This is a genomic window from Streptomyces phaeofaciens (genome assembly GCF_014648915.1).
GTDB lineage: Bacteria > Actinomycetota > Actinomycetes > Streptomycetales > Streptomycetaceae > Streptomyces > Streptomyces phaeofaciens.
In genome coordinates this window covers 272,238-294,627 of record NZ_BMSA01000004.1, presented here as the reverse complement: position 1 = coordinate 294,627, position 22,390 = coordinate 272,238, and the positions used below count along the sequence as shown (strand labels likewise).

Here is a 22,390-nt window from a genome sequence, read left to right as displayed (position 1 = left end):
TTCTACGGCAGTCCCCAGGCCGCGCCGGGTTCGCCGACGGCCACGGGCGCGATGACGAGGTCGGGCCGGGACCCGGAGTGGACCAGCACCTCGCGGCCTTTGGGCAGGTCGATGCCGAGGGTGCCGTCGCCCAGGTCGTGGGTGCGGGCCGGGCTGCCGTCGTCCAGCACCGCGGTGACGCGGCCGGTGAATCCGTGCCGGAGCCTGAGCGGCTCGCCCGCCAGGCTCCGGATCCGGACGAACCGGGTCGCCCCCGCCTCGCGGACCGCGCTGACCAGGAAGGCGCCCTGGGTGCGGAAGTCGTGCAGGGTGACGTCCGCCCAGGCGGTCGGGACGGCCGGGAAGACGCGGATCACGCCGCCCCAGCTCTGGCAGAACATGTCGTGCAGCGACTGCGAGGCGGACAACGGCGTCTCGATGACCGGACCGGCCTCGGTGTAGTGCGTGTTGGGGCGGCAGGGGTAGCGGGTGGTGGGGTCGAAGAACTTCCGCAGGTAGGAGATCGCCGTGTCGCCGTCGCCCGTCATCGCGTAGAGCGAGGCGGCACCGGTGTAGCTGTAGCCCCGGTGGGCGCCGGTCAGCGCGTGCCAGTGGGCGACGGACCTCGTGATCAGGTCGCGGTTCTCGGGCTGGTCCCAGTTGACGAGATACAGCGGGTACACCATCAGCAGATGCGAGTAGTGCCGGTGGGACACCGCGTACGGAGTGTCCGCGCCGATCATGAAGCCGTTGGCGTCGACCGGGTACGGCGCGAGCTTCGCCAGCACCTCCTGCCAGCGCGGGGTCAACTCGTCGTCGACACCGAGGCGTTCGGCGGACTCGATCAGCGTCCGGCAGCCCCAGCGGATCAGCGCCAGGTCGTAGTTGGTGTCCTGCGGCGGCACGACCGGGTACTCGGGCGACAGGGTGCTCGGCAGATGCAGCCTGCCGTCGCCGCCCGGGGTGAGGAAGTGCAGGTAGTAGTTGATCGCCCGGCGCAGCACCGGGTAGATCGTGTCCCGCAGCAGGGACTCGTCCATGGAGTGCCGGTAGGACAGCCACACGTTGTGCAGCGCCCAGGTGAGGTCGCCGGTCTCGGCGCCGGTGCCCGGCCGGCCCACGGCCCGGTCGGCGAACATGTCGGAGCTGCGGCCGACGCCGGAGCTGTCCGCGCGGTGGGCGGCGGGCACGTTGGCGATCAGCTGTTCCTGGTTCTGCCGCAGGGTGGTGGCGAGCGCGTCGAGTTCCGGGTGGTTGGAGCCGTGGATGAGCCAGTACTCGAGCTGGACGTTGAGGTTCCACCAGACCGCGGGCCAGGGTGTGGGCTCCAGCCACGGCCCGGAGGTGGCCATGACGGGACCGCCCGCGCGGCTGGCGGAGGCGACCTTGTAGAGCTGGATCCAGTGGAAGCTCTGGAGCCGCTGGTCGGGGAACGACACGAAGCTCTTCCGGTAGAACGCGTGCCACCAGCGCAGATGCCGGCGGCGCAGGGCGGCGTACGACCCGGCGCGGCGGAGCGTGCGCAGCGACTCGGTCTCGGCGGCGGTGGTGGAGGGCGAGCTGTGCCCGACGCTGAGCAGCAGATCGTCGCCGGCGCGGCGGTACGCGGTGGCCGTCTGGCCGCCGGTGAGGGCCTGGAGCACCTGTTCGGTGCCGTCGGCGGTGGTCCGGGTGGTCCAGGGCGGGTTGACGGTGTACCCGGCGGGCGGCGCCTCGCTGATGCGGCGGGGGCTGAGGGCCTCCTCGGGACGGAAGGTCCAGACGACCCGTTCGCCGCCGGCGGCCCGTGCCCGGACGGCCAGGACCTCGTCGTGGACGAGGGCGGAGAGGGTGAGGGTGCCGGCGGTGGTGGTGACCGTGCCGGTGAGTTCGGCGTTCCACAGGCTCAGCCGCCAGTTCACGGCGGTGATCGTGCCGACCGGTTCGAGCGTGAGGTGCCCGACCGGCAGCCGGCAGGTGCCCCAGCCGCTGCCGAACTCGGGCCGGTGGTCCTGGACTCGGCCGTGCTGGACCGTGAAGCGGATCTGCTGGGACCCGGGCTCCTGGTAGATCATGCTGCCGAGCTGCCCGTCGCCGAGGAACGGGCCCTCGTACCAGAGCGTCGGCAGTCGGCTCCACAGCAGGTCCTGGCCGTGCAGGAACCGGTCCCAGGCGGCGTCGGTGGTCATGGTGTCGTGGAGTTTCCAGGGGCCTTCGCCGGGTCCGGTCACGGGGCTGGTGTCGGCGGGCGGGGGCTGTTCGGCGTGGGCCGTGCCGGGCAGGGCCGCGGCCGCCGCGCCGCCCAGCGCGCTGCCGAGCAAGGCTCTGCGGGGCAGGGGTGAGGGCTTCCCCGATCGTGAGGTCATCATCGTCCTCCAGATCTGACGGATCGTCGATTCAGCGGAGACATCGGGTGTATCGGGGACCGTAGGCAGCGTTCACCCACCTGTCAATGGTTCAAGTCCTTGACTCATCCGATGTGTTGCGGTTGCCTGCTGGCGTGTTCCCGACTCCGTCCGCGCACGGGAAAGGATCCGGGACGACGCGAGACGACCCGACAGGACCCGAGGTGACGCGAGGTGCGCCGGAGGCCGATGATCCTGCGTCACGCCCCCCGGCGGGCACGCCGGCCGCCGACGTCGTGGGTGACCCCTCCGGGCGGGCCCCGCCTGCCCGGATCAGGTGCTCTTGACGGGCGGGTGTCGCGGCCCGATGTCAGGCTGAGGCGACACGCTCCGTGAAAGGGAACCGCCATGATCACCACTGACTTCGCCCCGGGTAGCCCCTGCATGCTCGACCTCGGTGCGCCCGACGTCCAGGCCGCCGCGTCCTTCTACGGCACGGTCCTCGGGTGGCAGTACGAGCCGATGGGGGAGGAGGCGCCGGAGGGGGAGGAGATGGAAGGCGGGATGTTCAAGAAGGACGGCAAGATCGTCGCAGGGCTCGGCAAGCTCACCGAGGAGGGCGCCCGCTCGGCCTGGATGATCTACTACAGCGTCACCGATCTGGACGCCACGACCCGGACCGTCGAGCGCCTGGGCGGCACCGTCCGGGTGGCGCCGATGGACATCGAGCAGTGGGGCCGGATGGCCCAGTTCAGCGATCCCCTGGGTGGCCAGTTCGCGGCCTGGCAGCCGGGTACGGACCAGGGTGTGGAGCTGGTCGACGCGCCCGGCTCGCTGTCCTGGGTCGAGCTGTACACGACCGACGCCGCGGCCGCCAAGCAGTTCTACGGCGAGGTCTTCGGCTGGCAGTTCGGTGAGATGGATCTGCCGGGCGGCGGAGGTGCGTACACCCTCATCACGCCCGCCGGCCTGCCCGAGGCGCGTATGCACGGCGGCCTCATGCAGCTCCCCGCGGAGAGCCTCGCCCTCGCGGGCGGGCGGCCCTACTGGCACCCGGTGTTCGCCGTCGAGGACTGCGACGCCGCGGTGGCGAAGGTCACCGGGAACGGCGGCACCGTGCAGATGGGCCCCGACGACGCCCAGGGCGTCGGCCGCCTGGCCGTCTGTCTCGACCCGTCGAACGCGGACTTCGTGGTGCTGGCCCCGGAGGCGCGGGCCTGAACCTGGACGGGGCGAGCGGCACCCTTCACATTATTGCCCGCCGATGTGCAATTATCTCTGTGGTCGTGGTCCTGGACGCGTGGCGTGCCGGGCTGCCGGCCTCCGGCCGCGTGCGGCCGGAACGCCCGCCGGGATCCGCCCCGGGCCCGTGACCCCAGGGGAGACGCGCAGTGAACTTCGGTGGAGCAGACGGACCGACCTTCCCCGGTGAGGGATTCACCCCGGGCGGACATCCCGCCGGCCACACCACGGCCCAGGCGGACGCGGCCCACCGGCACCCGGCGCCGTTCGCGTTCGGCGGCCGCTACGAGCTGGGGCGGCTGCTCGGCCGGGGCGGCATGGCCGAGGTGCACCTGGCCCACGACACCCGGCTGGACCGTGTGGTCGCCGTCAAGACCCTGCGGGCCGACCTCACGCACGACGCGGACCTCCAGGCCCGGTTCCGCCGCGAGGCCCAGTCCACCGCCTCCCTCAACCATCCGGCGATCGCCGCGGTCTACGACACCGGCGAGGACCTGGGCCACGGCGCGGACGGCGGCGCGGTGGCCCTGCCGTACCTCGTCATGGAGTACGTCGACGGCATGCCCCTGAGCGACGCGCTGTTCGCGGAGCCGGCGCTCACCCCCGACCGCGTCCTGGAACTGACCGAGGGTGTCCTCCAGGCCCTCGCGCACTCCCACCGCCAGGGCATCGTGCACCGGGACATCAAGCCGGCCAACGTCATGGTGACCCGCACCGGCCAGGTGAAGGTCATGGACTTCGGGATCGCCCGCGACCTGCGGGACGCGGGCCTGACCCGGACCTCCATGGTGATCGGCACTGCCCAGTACCTCTCACCGGAACAGGCGCTCGGCGAGGAGATCGACGCCCGGTCCGACCTCTACTCGGTAGGCTGTCTGCTGTACGAACTCCTCACCTACCGCCCGCCGTTCGTCGACGAATCGCCGATGGCGGTGATGTACCGGCACGTCCAGGAGGCACCGCAGCCCCCGAGTCTGTTCAACCCGCTGGTCACCCCGGCCGTGGACGCGCTGGTCCTGCGCGCCCTGGAGAAGGACCGCGCCCACCGCCATCGGTCCGCCGAGGAGATGCTCGACGAGATCGGGGCGTGTCTCGGACGCCGCACCTTCGCCCCGGCCGTGCAGCCGCCGCAGCAGGAGGACGACTCGGGCGCCGACGACCGGGGCGGTCGGCGGGCGACCGTCGCCCTGCTCGTGGCCGCCGCGGCCGTCGTCGTGCTCGCGATCGGTCTCGGCTGGTTCATGCTCGGCCGTGGCCCCGCCGACGACGGCCGGGTGGACGTACCGGCTCTGGTCGGACAGACGCTCGACGACGCGCGGCGGGCGGCGGACAACGTCGGCCTCACGGTCACGGTCACCGCGAAGGAGCCGTGCGAGGACCAGCCGAAAGGTCACGTCTGCACCCAGAGCCCCGCCGACGGACGCCTCGCCGAGGGAGAGGCCGTCGCGCTCACCGTCTCCACCGGCTCACCCGAGGTGGAGGTGCCCGACGTCCTGGACAAGGACGAGGACGACGCGTCGCGGATCCTCGCGGACAAGGGGTTCCAGGTGACGACACGGCATGTGGAGTCCGCCGAGGAGACCGGAACCGTCCTCGACCAGGATCCCGACGGCGGCGAGAAGGCGGAGAGGGGCGGCGAGATCACCCTCACCGTGGCGAAGGAGGCGGCGAGGTCCACCGTCCCGGACCTGGTGGGCAGGACGGTGGACGAGGCCACCGAGCTGCTGGCGGAGCACGACCTGGAACTGGGCGACACCACACGGGTCGAGAGCGACGCCACCGCCGGCACGGTGATCGGGCAGAGCGAGCGCGAGGGTGCCGAGGTCGACCCCGGCACCACGGTCGACGTACAGGTCGCCGAGGCGAAGGAGACCGTCGAGATCCCCGGTGACATCGTCGGCGGCACACTCGCCGAGGTCCGCGGCGAGCTGGCGGGGCTGGGACTCGGGGTGAGCGTCGCGTCCGGCTCGTCCCAGGCGTCCGACGCCGTCGTCACGTCCAGCACCCCCACGGTCGGGAGCGAGGTCGCGCGGGGAAGCACCGTGATCGTCGTCACCGAGGAGACACCGTCCGGCGACGAGGAGAGCACGCAGGGCGCGTCCCCGTCACCGACGACCGGGACGACGGCACCGTAGGGCGTAGGGGCGGCCGCACGGACTCCCGCCCTGCCCAAGGGGACCTGGGCCGGGTCCGACCTAGAGCAGCCCCGCCCCCGCCAGGTACTTCGCCACCCGTTCGGTCTCCTCGGCCGACAGCGGGACCTGTGGTTCGGCGGTCGCCGGGCAGGCGATGACGCCCCGCAGGTGCAGGGCCGCCTTGAACGCGCCCAGCGCCGCCGAGGCGCCGCCCATCCGGGCCGGGTCGCCGACCGTCACCATGCCGAACAGGGCGCACAGCCGCTCCTGTTCGGCCCGGGCCCGCTCCAGGTCGCCCGACCGGCACAGGCGGTCGAGACGGACGTAGGCGTCGGGGTCGACGTTCGCCAGTCCGGGCACGGCCCCGTCCGCGCCCAGCGCCAGCGCCGCGTCCACGGTCAGCTCGGAACCGGTGAGCGTGCTGAACCCCGGAAGCGAGCGGGCGCCGGTGACGATCTCGCGGAAGCCCGCCAGGTCGCCGCTGGAGTCCTTGAGTCCGGCCAGCACCCCCTCGTCGGCCAACTCCAGCACGAGTTGGGCGGGAAGCTTGGTGTGCACGGCGACCGGGATGTCGTAGGCGACCACCGGGACCGGGCTGCGGGCGGCGATCAGCCGGTAGTGGCGGGCGATCTCGGCGGGATGGGTGCGGGTGTAGAACGGCGCGGTGACGACCACCGCGTCCGCGCCCGCCGCCGTGACCGCCTCGACATGCTCCAGCACCCGGGGCGTCGTCATGTCGATCGCCCCGGCCAGCACGGGCAGTCGGCCGGCGACATGGGACACCACCGTCTCGGTCACCAGCCGGCGCTGCCGGTCGGTGAGATGGGCGACCTCCGAGGTGGAGCCCAGCACGAACAGCGAGTCCACCCCGCCCGCCACGAGATGGTCGACCAGCCGGCACAGCGAGGGCACGTCCACCTCGCGGTCCGCGGTCAGGGGGGTGCAGACGGGCGGGACCACTCCGGTGAGCGGGGCGGGAAGGGTCATCGGTGCTCCCTGGGCAGGCTCTCGCGTACGAGGTCGTCGGTCGACTCGTCCTCCTGCACAGGATGGTGACAGCGGTAGTGGTGTCCGGGACGTGACGCGGCCGAGCGGCCGGGCATCGCTTCGGCGCACACGGCGTCGGCCCGCCAGCAGCGGGTGCGGAACGGGCAGCCGCTCGGCGGCCGGGCCGCCGACGGCACCGGCCCGGTCAGCGGGATCGGGTCGACCGGGCGCAGCAGGCTGGGGGTCGCGGAGAACAGGGCCCGGGTGTACGGGTGCCGGGCCCGGTCGGAGACCCGGTCGGCCGGGCTCTCCTCGACGATCCGGCCCAGGTACATCGTGATCACCCGGTCGCTCATCCGCCGTACGGTCTGGATGTCGTGGGAGACGAACACCAGGCTCAGGCCGAGGCGTTCCCTCAGGTCCAGGAGCAGGTTGAGGATCTGGGCGCGGACCGAGACGTCCAGGGCGCTGGTCGGTTCGTCGGCGACGACCAGAGCGGGGTCGAGGGCGAGCGCCCGGGCGATCGCGACACGCTGGCGCTGTCCGCCGGAGAGCTGTCCGGGCAGCGCGTCGGCGAGCGCCCGCGGCAGACCCACCAGGGACATCAACTCCCTCACCCGGTCGTCCCGTTCGGCCTTGGCGCCGCGCCGGTGGACATCGAGCGGGTCGCGCAGGATCCGCCGCACGGGCAGTCTGCGGTTCAGGGCCGTGGACGGATCCTGGAAGATCATGCCGGTGTGGGCGCCGACCGTCGCCCGGCGGTCGGCCGCGGACATCGACCACAGGTCGCGGCCGCGGAACGACACCGTGCCCGACGTCGGCCGCTCGATGCCCACCAGCACATTGGCCAGCGTCGACTTGCCGCACCCCGACTCACCGACCACCCCGACCGTCTCACCGGGCGCGACGGCGAGATCGGCGCCGGTCAGGGCGTACACCCGGCCCCGTCCGGACCGTGCCGTGTGCACCACGTGCGTGTCCCGCAGCTCCGCGAGGGCGGTCATGTCACGGGCTCGCTCTCGGTCGGGACGAGTTCCACCGCCGGACGGTGACAGGCGGCCGTGTGCGTGCGCGTGCCCGTCAGAACCGGTGCGGTGGTGCGGCACACCTCGCTCGCCACCGGGCAGCGGTCGGCGAACCGGCAGCCCGCCGGGAAGTCGGCCGGTGCCGGTACGGCCCCGCCGATCTGTGTCATGCGTTCCTCGGCCGACTCCAGCGAGAGCACACTGCCCAGCAGGCCGCGGGTGTAGTGGTGGGCCGGCGCCTCCACCAGGTCGGCGGTCACACCCGTCTCCACGATCCGACCGCCGTACATCACCACCACCCGGTCGGTGACGTCGGCGACGAGCGCCAGGTCGTGCGAGACGAGGATCAGCGCGAAGCCCAACTCCGCGCGCAGCCGCAGCAGCAGTTCCATGACCCGGGCCTGCACGGTGACGTCCAGGGCGGTGGTCGGCTCGTCGGCGACGATCAGTGCCGGGTCCCGGGAGAGCGCCATGGCGATCAGCACGCGCTGGCGCTGCCCGCCGGAGAGTTCGTGCGGATGGCTGCGCAGGGTGCGATCCGGGTCGAGGCCGACCATCTCCAGCAGCTCCCGGGGCGTACGGCGGCCTCCGCGCCGTACCAGCTGGGTGAGCTGGGCGCGGACGGTCATCGCCGGGTTCAGGGCGGACAGCGCGTCCTGATGGACCATCGCCATCTCGTGGCCGAGCAGCCGCCGCCGCACCCGTGCCGGTTCGGCGAGCAGGTCGCGCTGGTGGAAGCGGACCTGTCCCCGGACGCGGGCGCCCTTCGGCTGGAGTCCCATGACGGTGAGCGCGGTCAGCGACTTCCCGCAGCCCGACTCGCCCACCAGCCCCAGCACCTCGCCCGGGTACACCTCGAAGCCGACCCCGTCGACGATGTCCACGTCACGGTGGCGGCCGGGGAAGCCGACGGCCAGGTTCTCCACCGTGAGCACGGGCTGCCCGCTCCGGTCGAGCGGGGGCCGGGCCCGCGAGCGCAGCCGCCGGGCGGCCTCGGCGAGACCGGGCAGGGCGAGCACCTCGCCGCCGCCGGGCGCCGACGCCGCCGGGCGGTCGTCCGGTTCGCCGGCCGGCCGCGCCCTCCGCGCGGCCGGCGCCGCCCAGGCGTCCGACACCGACTCGGAGAGGATGTTCAGCGACAGCACGGTGACCAGCATCAGCAGCCCCGGGAAGACGGTCGCCCACCAGCCGCCGGTCAGCACCATGTTCTTGCCGTCCGCGATGACACTGCCCCAGGACGGGTCCGGAGGCCGTACGCCCGCCCCGACGAAGGACAGCGAGGCCTCGAAGACGATCGCCTCGGCGACCTGGACCGTGCAGAAGACGAGGATCGGCGCCGCGCAGTTGACGGCCACGTGCCGCAGCACGATGTGGTGGGTACGGGCGCCGATCACCCGTTCCGCCGTCACGTAGTCCTCGCCGTACTGGTCGAGGACGTTGGCCCTTACCACCCGGGCCACCGGCGGGACGAAAAGGAAGGCGATCGCGCAGATCAGGACGGTGATCCCGCCGCCGAAGACCGCGACGAGGACGGCGGCGAGCGCGATGCCGGGGAACGCCATCACCACGTCGAGACAGCGCATCAGCGTCTCGTCGACCCCCTTGCGGGAGGTGGCGGCGAGCGCGCCGACCAGCGCACCGGCCACCAGCGCCAGCGCGGTGGCGCCCAGCCCGATGGCGAGGGACCAGCGGGCGCCGTACATCAGTCTGCTGAGGATGTCCCGGCCGAGGCTGTCCTGGCCCATCCAGTGCGCGGCCGAGGGACGCCCGGTGCCGCCGACCGGGTCCTGCTGGTCCAGCGGATCGTGCGGGGCGAGCAGCGGCGCGAGGACGGCGGCCAGGACGACGACCGCCAGGAAGCAGACAGCCGCCTTCGACGGCGAGGGCAGCCGGCCCGGGCCCCGCAGCCGTACGCCGGGCCGGGAGAGCCGCTCGGTGAGGCTCGCTCGCGTGCGCATCAGGCCGTCCTCAGCCGGGGGTTGATGACGAGATGGAGGAGGTCGATGACGAGGTTGACGACGACGAACCCGGTGGCCGTGGTGAGGACGACCCCCTGGACGACGGCCGGGTCGCCGTTCTGCACGGCGTCGATCATCAGCTTGCCCATGCCGGGCAGGGCGAAGACGGTCTCGATGACGACGGCGCCGCCGAGCAGATGGCCGATCCGCAGACCGAGCACCGTCAGCGGGTTCACCAGCGCGTTGCGCAGCACGTTCCGGCCCACCACCACCCGGGGCGGCAGCCCGCCGCCGAACGCGGTGCGCACGTAGTCCTTGTCCAGTTCCTCGACCACCGACGTCCTGACGACCCGGGTCAGCTGGGCCGCGACGGGCAGGGAGAGGGCGAGCGCGGGCAGGGCCATCGTGCGCAGCCAGCCGGTGACGGAGTCGGCCGGGTTGACATAGCCGCCCGCCGGGAACCAGCCCTTCGCCACGGCCAGGTACTGGATCATCAGCAGCGCCAGCCAGAACCCCGGCGCGGCCACCCCCACCAGGGAGACGGCCCGCACGGCCTGGTCCGGCCACCGGTCCCGGTACACCGCCGCCGTGACCCCGCCGGCCAGCGACAGGACCACCGCGAGGCCGAGGCCCAGGAAGGCCAGCTGGAGGGTGAGCGGCAGCGCGGTGACGATCTGGTCGGCGACCGCGGCACGGGTCAGGGTGCTGGTGCCCAGGTCGCCGTGGAGCAGATCGCCGACGAAATGGACGTACCGCACGGGGAGGGGATCGAGGAGTCCGTTGCGCTCGCGGAACTCGTGCAGCTGCCCGGGGGTCGGGTTGGCGCCCTGGAAGAACGCGGACGCCGGGTCGGCGTCGGAGAACCGCATCACCAGGAACGCGAACAGCACGATGCCGAGCAGCAGCGGCACCAGCAGGGCGACGCGGCGCAGCACGATCCGCAGCACGGCCGGCACGCCGTCAGACCCACTTCGCTTGCAGGAGATTGACGCCCGGGTAGGGCTGGGCCCTGGTCCCGGTCAGCTCGCGCGGGTCCCACGCGGTCATCAGTTCGTTGTGGACGACCGGGTAGAGGACGGCCTGTTCGGCGACGACGTCGAGGCAGTCCTGGATCATCGCCCGCTTGCGCCCGGGGTCCGGTTCGCGGGTGGCCCGGTCCATGTCCCGGAAGAGCCGCCGGGCGACAGCGTTGTCGGCCCAGCGGGCGTAGCCCGTCCACAGGTTCCGCGGGCCGTAGGCGTAGCGGAGGATCAGATCGGGGTCGAGGCCGAACTGGTGGGGGTTCGAGGCGGCGGCGACGACCTGGTAGTCCCGCTTCTGGTCGAGCTTGGTGAACACAGCCGTCGTCTCCTGCGGAGCCAGGGTGGTGCGCACCCCGATCGCGTCCCAGGACGCCTTGACGGTGGGCAGGCAGTCGACGACCCAGCTCACGTTCACGGCGAGGACCTCCACCTCCAGGCGGTCCACCCCGGCCGCCCTGAGCAGCGCCTTCGCCTTCGCGGGATCGTGGTCGTAGACGGTCCTCGCGGGCCGGTGGGCGGGGTTGGACTCGTCGAGGAACGAACGGGCGGGTCTTCCGTGCCCCTTGAGGGCCACCTCGATCATCCGCTCGGTGTCGATGGCGTAGTGCAGCGCCCGGCGCACCCGTACGTCGTCGAAGGGCCGGCGGCGGGTGTTGAACATCAGGAACAGGTTGTTCATCCCGGCGGCGCCCGCCACCTTCAGGCCGCCCCGCTCCAGCCAGGGGACGTTGGCGTAGGGGATGTTGTCGGCGATCTGGGCGCCCGCGCTCCGCCCGGAGATCCGGGCGACGCGCGAGGCCGCGTCGACGATCGTCAGCCAGTTCATTCGCGTGAAGGCGGGTGCGCGCGGTCCGTCGTAGGCGGTGAACGCCTCGAAGGTGGTGTTCGACTTCGGGTGGTGCGCGGTCTGCCGGTACGGCCCCGAGCCCACCGCGAGCCCCCGGATCGCGTCGTCCCAGGCGCCCGGCCGGGAGAACACGTGCCGGGGCATGACCTTGGCCAGGGTGAGCCGGGCGATCCCCTCGGGGAACGGGAAGCGCAGGACGAGGTCCACGGTCCGGGCGTCGACCTTGCGGACCTCCTTCAGCCAGCTCGCGAAGAAGGTGCCGACGAGGGTCCGGGTGCCCGGGTCGAGGATCCGGTCGTAGACGAACACCACGTCGTCGGCGGTGACGGGTCGCCCGTCGTGGAAGGTGGCGCCGGGCCGCAGTGTGAACCGCCAGACGGTGGCCCTCGGGTCGCCCGGCAGTGCGGTCGCCAGCGCCGGGTACGGCGTGCGCGCGATCGGGTCGGTGTCGACCAGCCCCTCGTAGATGTGATGGTTGGCGGCCATCGCGAACGCGGACGCCGTCTGCGTCGGGTCCCAGCTGCCGTCGTTGCCGTAGCCGATCACCGCCGTCAGCGTGCGGTCCGGACCGCCGCCGCCGGTGTCGTTGGTGGACTCGGGGCCACAGGCGGCCAGCGACGAGCAGAGGGTTCCGGCCGCCGCGAGCGCGCCCGTGTGCGTCAGGAACGACCGGCGGTCCGGCGCCGGCACGTCGTGGACCACGGTTCCTCCAGCGGAGGCGGATGCCCCCATTTGTCGGCTTGATCAGCGCGACCATAGGAGGGGCCGTGGGGGCGGTCAAGGCGGTCCACCCGAACGGCGCAACGGCCGGGAAGGGGCCACCAAGAGGTGTCAGCCCTCCCCTGGCGGTCAGGCCCGGTTCTCCGTGGTCCAGCGCGGCAGCGGGCGGCCGCGCTCGAACCAGTCCTTGGTCTCCCGCCGTCCCGAGAGCGCCACCAGCGCCGCGCCGCAGGCGATGCCCGCGCTCCAGGCGTGGCCATGGGTCATGAACGCGGCCAGACTGCCCAGAACGGTCACCCAGCCGACGGCGACCGCACCGACCCGGACGGCGGCACCGCCTTCGGCGAACCTCACCGAGACGACCAGGGACGCCACGGCCGTCAGCGCGCACCCGGTCGCCGCGAGCAGCAGCAGGCCGAGGAACGGCGCGCCCAGGGCCCCGGTCTCGAACGTCGCGGCGGCCACCGCGAGCCACGCCGCGCAGACGGCGCCCGCGACGACCAGCGCGGCCAGCAGTACGCGCGCACACCGGGCGCTACCAGGCATGCGGGTCATATGCGGTCCTCCGGGCGAAGCGGGCGCGGGTGCCAGTCGGTCGGTCCGAACGGATGTGACCGCCCTCATAGCGGTGATGACGCTCGCACAGAGAACCTCTCCTCGCACGAGTTTCCGAAGAACTGTTATCCGCCGCTACCGCAGAGATCTCCCTTTGTGACGGACAGCATCGTTCGACGTCGACGACAGGGAAGCAGCGATGAGTACACGGCACACGAAGGAAGCGGCGGCACTGGTGATCGCCGCCCGGGCGGGCGACCAGGCGGCCCAGGACGCGCTCGTCGGCGCCTACCTTCCGCTCGTCTACAACATCGTGGGCCGGGCGCTGAACGGCTCGGTGGACGTGGACGACGTCGTGCAGGACACCATGCTCCGGGCCCTCGACTCCCTGGACACGCTGCGCGCCCCCGAGAGCTTCCGCTCCTGGCTCGTGGCCATCGCGATGAACCAGGTCCGGGCCCACTGGCACCGGCAGCAGCCCGCCCAGGGCGCCATGGAGGAGGCCGACGAGGTCGCCGACCCGGGCGCCGACTTCGTCGACCTGACCATCGTCCAGCTCCAGCTGTCCGGCCAGCGGCAGGAGACCGCGCGCGCCACGCGCTGGCTGGAACCCGACGACCGCGGACTGCTGTCGCTGTGGTGGCTGGAGTGCGCCGACGAACTGACCCGGGCCGAGGTCGCCGAGGCGATGGCCCTGTCACCCCAGCACACGGCGGTCCGTGTGCAGCGCATGAAGGCGCAGCTGGAGGCGGCACGCGTGGTCGTGCGGGCGCTGGACGCGCAGCCGTCGTGCCGGGAACTCCGGGGTGAGCTGGCCGGCTGGGACGGTCGGCCCTCGGCGCTGTACCGCAAGCGCATAGCCCGGCACGCGCGCGGCTGCGCCCGCTGCTCCGGCCTGTGGAGCGGACTCATGCCGGCGGAGGGCCTGCTGGCCGGCCTGGCGCTGGTCGCGGTGTCGTCCGCGCTCGTGGCGAGGATGGGCTCCGCCGCCGACACGATGGCCCTGGCCGGGTCCGTGTCCCCGCTCGACGCCGAGGGCCAGGGCGTCTCGTCCGTGCCGGGCAGGCACCGGGCCACGAGTGAGCAGGCCGTCTCCCGCGGCGAGGCCCGCCGCAAGCGGCGCACACGGCGGCGGGCGATCGGCGGGGCGGTCGTGGCGGTCTGCGTGGTCGGCGGCGGCCTCTACCACTTCGGCACGCAACAGGGCGGCGGGACGGAGGAGGGCACCGCCGCGCGGCCGGCGAACGACGTCAGTGTCTCGGACGAGCCCACCCCGGACGGCGACCGCACGACCTCCGCCTCGCCCTCTCCTTCCCCGTCGGCCTCCGCGTCGAAGTCGCCGAGCGCGAGCCCCTCCCCGAGTCCCCGGACGGAGAAGAACACGCCGGCGCCCACGAAACCGGCCACGCCGAAGCAGACCGCGTCGAGCAAGCCGGCCGTGCAGTCGGGCGGTTCGTCCGGCCTCGGGGCGCAGGTGATCGCCCTGGTCAACGAGGAGCGGGCGTCGGCGGGCTGCGGCCCCCTCACCGAGGACAGCCTGCTGCGCAAGGCCGCGCAGGGTCATTCCGAGGACATGGCCGCACGGGACTTCTTCGACCACACCAACCCGGACGGCGCCGACCCCGGTCAGCGCATCACGGCCGCCGGCTACCGCTGGTCCACGTACGGCGAGAACATCGCCAAGGGGCAGCAGTCGGCCGAGTCGGTGATGACGTCCTGGATGAACAGCCCCGGCCACCGCGCCAACATCCTCAACTGCGACTTCAAGAACATCGGCGTGGGCATCCACGACGGGGCGGGCGGCCCGTGGTGGACGCAGAACTTCGGCGCCAAGCTGTGACGGCCGCGGGGGCGTCCACGGCTGCGGGGGCGTGCACGGCCGCGGCGAGCGGGCCGGGCACGCCGAGTTCCCGAGGCGGCGCCCGGTGCGCGGTGTCGGGGGCCACCCCGAGCGCAGGACTGGGGTAAACCCCCATGGGAATAGGGCTGTTCCCCTGATGGGCCGGGTGGGTCCGCCGGGCGAGGCTGGTCCGCATGAAGCAGATGAGGAAGCAGCTCACGAAGAACGCGGCCCTGGCGGCGGCCTCGGTCGTCGTCCTGGGCCTGGTCGCGCCCGTCACCGCGTCCGCCGCGTCCGGCACGCCCCTCGAGTGGGGCCCGTGCGAAGGGAGCGGCCTCGATCCCCGGCAGGAGTGCGCCACCGTCCCGGTACCGGTGGACCACGCCGACCCCGGCGGCCCGAAGATCGGCATCGCGATCTCCCGCATCCCGAGCGAGAAGCCCGAAGCCCGGCGCGGGGCACTGCTGTTGATCCCCGGCGGGCCCGGGGGCTCAAGTCTGGACGAACCGTCACAGAAGGGACAGGCGTTACCGCAGGAGGTGCGGGACGCCTACGACCTCATCGGTCTCGCCCCGCGCGGCAACGCGCCCTCGGCCCCCGTCGACTGCCATCTCGACCACGCCGACCTCGCCGCCTCCCGGCTGCGCCCCTGGCCCGGGCCCGACGGTTCGGTCACGGAGAACATGGCCTACGGGCGACGGACGGCGGACGCCTGCGCCCGCACCGGCGACGCGCTGCTGGGGCACATCTCCACGGCCGACAACGCCCGTGACATCGACCGCGTCCGGGCCGCGCTCGGCGAGCGCACGATCTCCGCCTGGGGCGTCTCGTACGGCACGTACATCGGTGCCGTCTACAACGAGCTGTTCCCGCACCGCACCGACCGGATCGTCCTGGACAGCAATCTGGATCCCACCGGCGACGCCGGCCGCACCCAGGTCTCCCGGGCCTGGCTGGCCGGCTTCGAGCAGGGGGTGGAGGACGTCTTCGCCGAGTTCGCGCGGTGGGCGTCCGAGCCCGGCAACCCCGACCGGGTGGCGGACGATCCGGCCGCCGTCCGCTCGGTCTTCCTCACCCTCGCCGCACGCCTGGACCGCGCACCGCTGCCGTGGCCGGGCGCCAACCCCGAGATCCTGAACGGCACCGCGCTGCGTCAGACCATGCTGGACTCCTTCTACGACCCCGACTCCTTCCCCACCCTGGCGAAGCTGATCCGGGCCGCCCGCCAGGGCACCGTGCCGCCGGCGCCGCCGGCCCCGCCGGAGGCGCTCCTGCAGAACGCGATCGCGGTCGGCGCGGCGACCATATGCGGTGACAGCGCCTGGCCCACCTCGACCGCCGTGTACGAGAAGGGTGTCGCGCAGAGCCGGGTGAAGTATCCGCTGACGGCGGGGATGCCGAGGAACGCGATGCTCTGCGCCGCCTGGCCCCGCCCGCAGCGGCAGCCGGTGCGGATCACCGACCGGGGGCCGTCGAACGTCCTGCTCGTGCAGAACGAGCGTGATGTGGCGACCCCGCTCGCCGGGGCCCGCAAGCTCCGCGCGGCGCTCGGCGACCGCGCGGTCATGGTGACGGTGAACTCCACGGGCCACGACGCCTACCTCGACAACGGCAACGCCTGCGGCGACCGGACGGTCTCGCGCTTCCTGGCGACGGGCGAGCGGCCGGACCGGGACGTCTACTGCGAGTGACGGCGGGGGTCGTCCCGTACGGCCCGTCCGGGGCGCCGGACGCCGCGACTCCTCCAGGGGGTCCCGGCGCCCGGACCGGCCGGATCAGGTGTCAGGGGGGCCTGCGCGACGGCCGGGAGGGGTTCCGTGGCCTCGTCCACGGAACCCCCGTCGCTCGACCGGTGGGTGCGGTCAGTACGTGTGCAGCGTGAGCCCGTACCGGCTGAGGATCTCGTTGATCGGCTGGAACCATGTCTCGCCGCCGCTCGAGCAGTTGCCCCAGCCGCCCGAGGTGACGCCCTGCGCCTGGTCACCGCTGATGAACGAGCCGCCGGAGTCCCCGCCTTCGGCGCAGACGCTGGTCTTCGTCATCTGGTGCACCGCGCCCTGGCTGTAGTTGACCGTCTCGTTCTTGGCCAGAACGGTGCCGCAGTGCCAGTGGGTGGTGGAGCCGGAGCGGCAGACGGAGGCGCCCACGGGTGCCACGGCGGAGCCGCGCACCAGCTGGTCGGACACCGTGCCCCAGCCCAGCACCACCGGAACGGTCCACCAGCCGCTGCCCACGTTCACCCAGGCGTAGTCGTTGTCCGGGAACGAGGAGCCCTGGAAGGTGCCGATGTAGGAGCCGTCCCAGCCCCGGACCTGCGCCCCGGCCTGGCCGCAGTGGCCGGCGGTGACGAACCCGCCGTGGACCGAGAAGCCGATGGAGCAGCGGACGTTGCCCGTGTAGTACGGGTCGCCGCCGACGGTCCCCGCGGCGAGGGTGCCGGGGGCGGCGGCGACGCTCTCGACGGTGACCGGACCGGCGGCGCGGGCCTGGGTCAGGAAGCGCTGGACATCGTTGTCGTCGAGTCCGTCGCGCACCACCGTGACGACGACCGAGTTGGCTGCCGCGTCGACGTGCCAACCCGCCACCGCCGAGGGGGCGGAGAGCTTGTCGATGCGCGTCTTGGCCGCGTCCAGCAGACGTGCGCCGTGCTCGACGACGCGGACGGCGGCTCCGGCCGTGCGCAGTGCCGCGCGCGTCGCGCCGGAGGCCTCCGGTGTGACGGCCACGGTCAGCCGCCCGGTGTCGGCGTCGAACCAGGAACCGCCGTACGCGGCCCCCGCGGTGCGCCGGGCCTTCGGTTCGAGCGCGGTCGCGGACCGCTCGGCCTCGATCCGGGCCACGGCCTGGTCCTCGGTGAGCCCGAACTCCTGCCGCATGGCGTGCAGCAGTCCGGCGGAGGCGGTGCGGTGCGTCGGGGTGGCGGTGGCGGGTGTTTCGCCGCCGCTCGCCGTGGCGGGGAACGTGCTCGCCCCGCTCAGGCCGGCCAGCAGCAGGAGCGCGGTCACGCCGATGTGTTTGAGCCCCGTGCGTCTCATGGGAGTTGCCCTTCGTCGTTCCAGGGAGTGGGGGATGGAACAGCCGATGAGTGAGAGCGCTCTCAGGTATGGCGCGGCAGAGCCTAGCCGGGTGTCGGTGTCAGGTCTATGCCAATGCGGAGCCGTTTTCGCCGACCGCCGTCGGTTGCCGTCGGTGCGCGCTCCATGACCCGGCCACCGCGCCTCACCGGACTGCGGTTCCTCCTGCGGCCGTGTCCCGCACCGCCCTCACCGCGGTGCGCGCGGTGCGACGACCGACTCCCGCGTCGCCCCGGTGCTGCCTCGCACGATCAGCGCCGGCACCGGCACCCGGACCGTCCCCGCCGGTCCCCCGTCGAGCAGCGCCATCAGCTCGCGTGCCGCCGTGCGCCCGAACTCGACACTGTCCCGGGACAGCGCGGACAGCCACGGCTTCACCATGCGGCACAGCGCGGAGTCCTCCCAGGACACCATCGACACGTCGGACGGCACGGCGAAGCCCAGTTCGGCTGCGGTCACCACGCCCGCGACCGCCATCACGTCGTTGTCGTAGATGAGCGCGGTCGGGGGAGTGGTGCCGCCCAGCACCCGGCGGGTGACCGCCGCGCCCTCCGCGTCCGAGTAGTCGGTCGGCACCGACTGCACCTCGGTCAGCCCGCGCCGCTCGGCCTCCGCGCGCAGCGTACGGATACGGCGCTGGGTGTGGGCGAGGTCCGGCAGGCCGGCGATGTGCACGATCCGCCGGTGGCCGAGCGCGTACAGCTCGTCCACCACCGAAGCCATCGCCCCGGCGTCGTCCGCCCACACCGTCGACAGACCGGGGTGGCGCTCGTCGGGGGCGCCGCCGATCACCACCGCGGGCAGTCCGAGTTCGTCGAGCAGGTCCGGGCGCGGGTCGTCGGTGCACGGGTCGACGACCAGGACGCCGTCCACCCGGTTCTCGGCCCACCAGCGCCGGTACACCGCGCACTCGTCGTGGACGTCCCGCCCGATCTGGAAGAGCAGCCCGAGGTGACGCTCCGCCAGCACCTCCTGGATCCCCGAGACGAGCTGGAGGAAGAACGAGTCCACGCCGAGGGTGTCCGCCGGACGGGCCAGCACCAGACCGACCGTGGCCGCGCCCTCGCCGGACAGCGCGCGGGCCGCCGTGCTGGGCCGCCAGCCCAGCTCCTCGGCGACCCGGCGCACCCGGTCCCGGGTGACCTCCGAGACCCCCGGCCGCCCGTTCAGCGCGAAGGACACCGCGCTCTGGGAGACACCGGCCCGCTGTGCGATGTCCTGCATGGTGGGCCTGCGCGCCGGTGACCGCTTACCTGACAAGGCGATTCTCCCATTCCCACGGCAATTCCCGGCCAGTATGCACTAATGCGCTTCAGCTCAACAGGCCTAATGCGCATAAGCAACTAATGAAATTAGCTCGGCATGTGCCATTGACGGGCCTGTGAAACGGCGTGCAAGGTCTGCGTCGTCGGCCAACTCCCGCCGTCCCCGGCCGACTCGACTCGACTCGGCTCCACCAGGCTCCACCCGACTCCGGCGAACTCCGCCGCACCGAACCGAACTCCGCCGAACTCGACCGAACTTCACCGACCGTCACGCAATGGAGGCCGTTTCACCGTGCGTATTTCCCGCAGAGCCCTCGCAGCCGCCGCCGTCTGTTTCGTCCTGCCGTTGAGCGCCTGCGGCTCCGGGAGCGACGGCGGCGGACCGGCCGACGCCTCGGGCAAGGTCGAGGGCGACATCACCTTCCAGACCTGGAACCTGCGCGCCAACTTCAAGCCCTACTTCGAAGGCGTGATCGCCGACTTCGAGAAGGAATACCCCGGCATCCATGTGAAGTGGATCGACCAGCCCGCCGAGGGCTACGCCGACAAGATCAGCGCCGACGCGGCCGGCGGCACCCTGCCGGACGTCGTCAACGTCTCGCCCGACCTCGTCGCACCCCTCGCCAAGGCCGGCCTCGCGCTCGACCTCGACAAGGCCGCCCCCACGTACGGGAAGGAGTACCTGGAAGGGGCCTGGGCCAGCCACCGGATACCGGGCACGACCGGCACGTACGCCTTCCCCTGGTACCTCAACACCGGGCCGCTCTTCTACAACAAGTCCCTGTTCGAGGAGGCCGGGCTCGACCCCGACCAGCCGCCGAGGACGTACGGCGAACTCTTCACCGACGCCCTGGAACTGGCGAAGAGGACCGACGGCGAGGTGGCCACGCTCGCCAATGTGCCCACCATCGAGGACTTCGGCCGCTACGGCGTCCCGCTGATGAACGACCAGGGCACCGCCTTCGCCTTCGACGACGACAAGGGCGTCGAACTCCTCACCAAGTACAAGGAGTTGTACGACGCCAAGGCCCTCGACCCGCAGGCGCTGACCGCCACCCCCGAGTCGTCCGGCAAGAAGTTCCTCACCGGGGCCGTCGCCATGAACCCCGGCAGCGCCCTCGACCTGGGCAACTTCAAGAAGCAGGCGCCGAACCTCTACCGGAACATCGGCATCACCGACCAGATCACCAGCACCGGCCACGTCAACATGTACGTGATGGGGCTGATGGTGAACGCCAGGAGCGAACGGACGCCCGCCGCCGTGGCCTTCGCCCACTACGTCACCGACGCCGAGCACCAGATGTCGTTCGCGAAGCAGGTCGCCATCTTCCCGAGCACCGCCGGCTCGCTGGACGACCCGTACTTCACCGAGGAGGACGGCACCGACGAGACCCGTGTCAGGATCGCCGCGGCCAAGTCCCTGAAGAACGCCGTCAACTACACGCCGGTGCTGTTCAGCGAACAGATGAAGACCGCACTGCGCAACGAGGTCGCCAAGGCGCTCCAGGGCAGGCAGAGCCCGAAGGAAGCTCTCGACAACGCTGTCAAGGCCTGCGACACCCTGCTCCGGCAGCAGGGATGATCCGATGGCCGTGCCGAGAACGACCACCGTCACCCGCGTCCGACGCCAACTGCCCACCAGCCCCTGGCTGTTCGCCGCCCCCGGACTCCTCATCGCCGGCGCCTTCGTCCTCTACCCGTTCCTCTCCACGCTGGCGAACTCCTTCACCGACCGCCGCACCCTGATCCCCGGCCGGTTCGTGGGCCTCGCCAACTACCGGGAGATGCTCCACGACGACATGTTCTGGATCGGTCTGCGCAACAGCACGCTGTACGTCCTCGGAGTCGTCCCCGCCCTCGTGGTGCTGCCGCTGCTGCTCGCCCTCCTGGTGCGGAAGAACATCCCCGGTATCACCTTCTTCCGGTCCGCCTTCTACACACCGGTCGTCGCCTCGATCGTCGTGGTCGGCCTCATCTGGGTCTGGCTCCTCGACGAACGCGGTCTGATCAACTCGCTGCTGGAGACGATCGGGGTCGGCCGCGTCGGCTTCCTCAGCGACCAGTGGCTGCTCCTGCTGAGCGCCATGGCGGTCACCGTGTGGAAAGGCCTCGGCTACTACATGATCATCTACCTGGCCGCGCTGGCCGGTGTGCCGCGCGAACTGCACGAGGCCGCGGCCGTGGACGGCGCGGGCGCGGTACGCCGCTTCCTGACGGTCACCGTGCCCGCCGTCCGCTCCACCATGGTCCTGGTCGGGGCACTGTCCTCCGTCGCCGCCTTCAAGGTGTTCTCCGAGGTGTACCTGATGGCCGGCCCCAGCGGCGGCCCGGCGGGCGAGGACACCACCCTCGTCATGCTCGTCCAGCGCACCGGCACCGGACTCACCGGCCGCGTCGGCTACGCCTCCGCCCTCTCGGTCGTCGTCTTCGCCGTCACCGTCGCCCTGATGCTGCTGGTGCTGCGCGCCGACCGGAAGGAGGAGCGGGTGTGAGCGTGCTGGAGAAGGTGCGGCCCGAGCGGAAGCCGGCGCCCGCCCGCGAACCCCGGGTCACCGACGAGCACGGCCGCCGCGTCCGGGTCGGTGAACTCGCCCTGCGCTATGTGCTGCTGCTCGCCGTCCTCGCCCTGACCGTCGGCCCGTTCCTGTGGCAGCTGTCCACTTCGCTCAAGGGCCCCACCGAGGACATCTACAGCTCCCCGCCGAGCTTCCTCCCCGGCGATCCCACCCTCCACAACTACGAGCGGGTCGCCGACACCGTCCCCGTGTGGGACTACGCCCTCAACTCGCTCAAGGTCGCCGGCGCCAACGTCGTGACCAACTGCGTCGGTTCGGCCCTCGCCGGCTACGCGCTCGCCCGGCTGCGCTACCGGGGACGCCGGGCGGCGACGCTCGCCTTCGTGCTCGCCATGCTGGTGCCGGTCGAGGGCATCATCATCGCCCAGTTCACCACCATGCGGGAACTCGGGCTGAACAACACGCTCGTCGGCGTGGTCCTGCCGGGCTGCGTCGGCGCCATGAACGTCCTGCTCATGCGCAACGCCTTCCTCAACCTGCCGTACGAGATCGAGGAGGCGGCCTTCGTCGACGGGGCCCATGTGTGGCAGCGGTTCCTGCGGATCGCCCTGCCCTCGGTGAAGGGCACCCTCGCCGTCGTCGCGATCTTCGCCTTCATGGGCGCCTGGGACGACTTCCTGTGGCCGCTCATCGTGCTCAGCGACCCGTCGAAGTTCACCCTGACCATCGGCCTCAACTACCTGCACGGCACGTTCGCGAACGACGAACGCCTGGTCGCCGCCGGCACCGTCATCGCCGTGGCCCCGCTGATCGCCCTCTTCGCCTGTCTCCAGCGGTACTTCTTCCGCGGGGTCGGCGAGGGCGCGGTCAAGGGCTGAACCCCGACTTCCGCCGGTCACCC

The 22,390-nt window shown here is 72.2% G+C and carries 16 protein-coding genes; 7 read left to right on the top strand and 9 right to left on the bottom strand.

Features of this window, described 5'->3' with window-relative positions:
• Nucleotides 1-2 precede the first annotated feature (2 nt).
• Nucleotides 3-2,324, bottom strand: coding sequence for a glycosyl hydrolase family 95 catalytic domain-containing protein (locus IE275_RS10965; protein WP_189710279.1), 2,322 nt, complete (start codon nucleotides 2,322-2,324; stop codon nucleotides 3-5).
• Nucleotides 2,325-2,711: 387 nt separating this feature from the next.
• Between IE275_RS10965 and IE275_RS10960 the strand changes: the two genes are divergently transcribed.
• Nucleotides 2,712-3,524: a VOC family protein gene (locus IE275_RS10960; RefSeq protein WP_189710277.1), complete on the top strand. Its 813-nt coding sequence runs from the start codon at nucleotides 2,712-2,714 to the stop codon at nucleotides 3,522-3,524.
• Nucleotides 3,525-3,835: 311 nt separating this feature from the next.
• Nucleotides 3,836-5,680 (top strand): PASTA domain-containing protein, encoded by a 1,845-nt coding sequence (locus IE275_RS10955; protein WP_229870206.1) that lies wholly within the window; start codon nucleotides 3,836-3,838, stop codon nucleotides 5,678-5,680.
• Between the two features lie 60 nt (nucleotides 5,681-5,740).
• Here the strand turns inward: IE275_RS10955 and IE275_RS10950 are convergent, their stop codons facing one another.
• From IE275_RS10950 to IE275_RS10925, 6 genes are all read right to left on the bottom strand, one after another.
• Nucleotides 5,741-6,667 carry a dihydrodipicolinate synthase family protein gene (locus IE275_RS10950; RefSeq protein ID WP_189710275.1) on the bottom strand — a complete coding sequence of 309 codons (927 nt, stop codon included), beginning with the start codon at nucleotides 6,665-6,667 and terminating at the stop codon, nucleotides 5,741-5,743.
• Nucleotides 6,664-7,671: an oligopeptide/dipeptide ABC transporter ATP-binding protein gene (locus IE275_RS10945; RefSeq protein WP_189710273.1), complete on the bottom strand. Its 1,008-nt coding sequence runs from the start codon at nucleotides 7,669-7,671 to the stop codon at nucleotides 6,664-6,666. The genes IE275_RS10950 and IE275_RS10945 overlap by 4 nt, the downstream gene beginning before the upstream one ends.
• Nucleotides 7,668-9,650: a dipeptide/oligopeptide/nickel ABC transporter permease/ATP-binding protein gene (locus IE275_RS10940; RefSeq protein WP_189710271.1), complete on the bottom strand. Its 1,983-nt coding sequence runs from the start codon at nucleotides 9,648-9,650 to the stop codon at nucleotides 7,668-7,670. The genes IE275_RS10945 and IE275_RS10940 overlap by 4 nt, the downstream gene beginning before the upstream one ends.
• Nucleotides 9,650-10,606, bottom strand: coding sequence for an ABC transporter permease (locus IE275_RS10935; RefSeq protein WP_189710269.1), 957 nt, complete (start codon nucleotides 10,604-10,606; stop codon nucleotides 9,650-9,652). The genes IE275_RS10940 and IE275_RS10935 overlap by 1 nt, the downstream gene beginning before the upstream one ends.
• A gap of 4 nt (nucleotides 10,607-10,610) precedes the next feature.
• Nucleotides 10,611-12,251 (bottom strand): ABC transporter substrate-binding protein, encoded by a 1,641-nt coding sequence (locus tag IE275_RS10930; protein ID WP_189710267.1) that lies wholly within the window; start codon nucleotides 12,249-12,251, stop codon nucleotides 10,611-10,613.
• Nucleotides 12,252-12,368: 117 nt separating this feature from the next.
• Complete coding sequence (locus tag IE275_RS10925; protein ID WP_189710265.1) at nucleotides 12,369-12,785, bottom strand: hypothetical protein; 417 nt, start codon at nucleotides 12,783-12,785, stop codon at nucleotides 12,369-12,371.
• A 208-nt stretch (nucleotides 12,786-12,993) separates the two neighbouring features.
• On the opposite strand from IE275_RS10925, the gene IE275_RS10920 reads away from it, so the two are divergent.
• Complete coding sequence (locus IE275_RS10920) at nucleotides 12,994-14,634, top strand: sigma-70 family RNA polymerase sigma factor (protein WP_189710263.1); 1,641 nt, start codon at nucleotides 12,994-12,996, stop codon at nucleotides 14,632-14,634.
• A 194-nt stretch (nucleotides 14,635-14,828) separates the two neighbouring features.
• Nucleotides 14,829-16,325: an alpha/beta hydrolase gene (locus tag IE275_RS10915; protein ID WP_189710262.1), complete on the top strand. Its 1,497-nt coding sequence runs from the start codon at nucleotides 14,829-14,831 to the stop codon at nucleotides 16,323-16,325.
• Between the two features lie 171 nt (nucleotides 16,326-16,496).
• Here the strand turns inward: IE275_RS10915 and IE275_RS10910 are convergent, their stop codons facing one another.
• Nucleotides 16,497-17,669, bottom strand: coding sequence for a S1 family peptidase (locus IE275_RS10910; protein ID WP_189710260.1), 1,173 nt, complete (start codon nucleotides 17,667-17,669; stop codon nucleotides 16,497-16,499).
• Between the two features lie 228 nt (nucleotides 17,670-17,897).
• Nucleotides 17,898-18,932 (bottom strand): LacI family DNA-binding transcriptional regulator, encoded by a 1,035-nt coding sequence (locus IE275_RS10905; protein ID WP_189710258.1) that lies wholly within the window; start codon nucleotides 18,930-18,932, stop codon nucleotides 17,898-17,900.
• A gap of 333 nt (nucleotides 18,933-19,265) precedes the next feature.
• Here IE275_RS10905 and IE275_RS10900 point away from each other — a divergent pair, with 333 nt between their 5' ends.
• Genes IE275_RS10900 through IE275_RS10890 form a run of 3 tightly spaced genes read left to right on the top strand, consistent with a single transcriptional unit; the run spans nucleotide 19,266 to nucleotide 22,367 of the window.
• On the top strand, nucleotides 19,266-20,555 hold the full coding sequence (locus tag IE275_RS10900) for an ABC transporter substrate-binding protein (protein ID WP_189710256.1): 1,290 nt from the start codon (nucleotides 19,266-19,268) through the stop codon (nucleotides 20,553-20,555).
• Between the two features lie 4 nt (nucleotides 20,556-20,559).
• Nucleotides 20,560-21,465 (top strand): carbohydrate ABC transporter permease, encoded by a 906-nt coding sequence (locus tag IE275_RS10895; RefSeq protein WP_189710255.1) that lies wholly within the window; start codon nucleotides 20,560-20,562, stop codon nucleotides 21,463-21,465.
• A complete protein-coding gene (locus IE275_RS10890; RefSeq protein ID WP_189710253.1) occupies nucleotides 21,462-22,367 on the top strand; it encodes a carbohydrate ABC transporter permease in 906 nt (301 codons plus the stop codon). The genes IE275_RS10895 and IE275_RS10890 overlap by 4 nt, the downstream gene beginning before the upstream one ends.
• Nucleotides 22,368-22,390 lie beyond the last annotated feature (23 nt).

Coding starts and splice junctions, on each gene's coding strand:
- IE275_RS10905 (WP_189710258.1), bottom strand. CDS start 18,932: ATGCAGGACATCGCACAGCGGGCCGGTGTCTCCCAGAGCGCGGTGTCC.
- IE275_RS10960 (WP_189710277.1), top strand. CDS start 2,712: ATGATCACCACTGACTTCGCCCCGGGTAGCCCCTGCATGCTCGACCTC.
- IE275_RS10965 (WP_189710279.1), bottom strand. CDS start 2,324: ATGACCTCACGATCGGGGAAGCCCTCACCCCTGCCCCGCAGAGCCTTG.
- IE275_RS10920 (WP_189710263.1), top strand. CDS start 12,994: ATGAGTACACGGCACACGAAGGAAGCGGCGGCACTGGTGATCGCCGCC.
- IE275_RS10950 (WP_189710275.1), bottom strand. CDS start 6,667: ATGACCCTTCCCGCCCCGCTCACCGGAGTGGTCCCGCCCGTCTGCACC.
- IE275_RS10925 (WP_189710265.1), bottom strand. CDS start 12,785: ATGCCTGGTAGCGCCCGGTGTGCGCGCGTACTGCTGGCCGCGCTGGTC.
- IE275_RS10910 (WP_189710260.1), bottom strand. CDS start 17,669: ATGAGACGCACGGGGCTCAAACACATCGGCGTGACCGCGCTCCTGCTG.
- IE275_RS10915 (WP_189710262.1), top strand. CDS start 14,829: ATGAAGCAGATGAGGAAGCAGCTCACGAAGAACGCGGCCCTGGCGGCG.
- IE275_RS10940 (WP_189710271.1), bottom strand. CDS start 9,650: ATGCGCACGCGAGCGAGCCTCACCGAGCGGCTCTCCCGGCCCGGCGTA.
- IE275_RS10895 (WP_189710255.1), top strand. CDS start 20,560: ATGGCCGTGCCGAGAACGACCACCGTCACCCGCGTCCGACGCCAACTG.
- IE275_RS10930 (WP_189710267.1), bottom strand. CDS start 12,251: ATGGGGGCATCCGCCTCCGCTGGAGGAACCGTGGTCCACGACGTGCCG.
- IE275_RS10945 (WP_189710273.1), bottom strand. CDS start 7,671: ATGACCGCCCTCGCGGAGCTGCGGGACACGCACGTGGTGCACACGGCA.